Below are 536 nucleotides of genomic sequence, written 5' to 3' on the forward strand. Positions count from 1 at the left end.
AAAATATGGTGCGGAAGGAGAGACTTGAACTCTCACGCCGTGAAGCACTGGAACCTAAATCCAGCGTGTCTACCAATTCCACCACTTCCGCGAAAAAGTGGGGTGGACGATGGGACTTGAACCCACGACAACCGGAATCACAATCCGGGGCTCTACCAACTGAGCTACGCCCACCACAGTAATCCTGTGTTTGTCTACGTGTGAATTGATAAACACGTAAACATCTATCGAACTGTCAGGATGTTACTTTACTGCTCGATAGTCTGGTTTGACTTTAATTCAGCACTCTTTGATTTACTCGCTGAGCTATGAATTTTTGCTAAGTCAAATAAGCATAAATGGTCGGTGAGACAGGATTTGAACCTGCGACCCCTTGTACCCAAAACAAGTGCGCTACCAAGCTGCGCCACTCACCGACAGGAATGCTTAAGGTAAGCTTTTAAAAAAGCTTGAAAATATGGTGCGGAAGGAGAGACTTGAACTCTCACGCCGTGAAGCACTGGAACCTAAATCCAGCGTGTCTACCAATTCCACCA

3 tRNA genes are annotated in these 536 nt (G+C 46.5%); all 3 read right to left on the reverse strand.

The features are described 5' to 3' along the window. Nucleotides 1–6: 6 nt before the first annotated feature. The 3 genes from ACXAGV_RS19015 to ACXAGV_RS19025 all read right to left on the reverse strand — a co-directional run bounded on the left by ACXAGV_RS19015 (nt 7) and on the right by ACXAGV_RS19025 (nt 416). Nucleotides 7–91, reverse strand: a tRNA-Leu gene (locus tag ACXAGV_RS19015). A gap of 7 nt (nt 92–98) precedes the next feature. Next, nucleotides 99–174, reverse strand: a tRNA-His gene (locus tag ACXAGV_RS19020). Between the two features lie 165 nt (nt 175–339). Then, nucleotides 340–416: transfer RNA gene (locus tag ACXAGV_RS19025), tRNA-Pro, on the reverse strand. Nucleotides 417–536 lie beyond the last annotated feature (120 nt).

It is taken from the genome of Alteromonas sp. ABH4_453 (genome assembly GCF_056160665.1).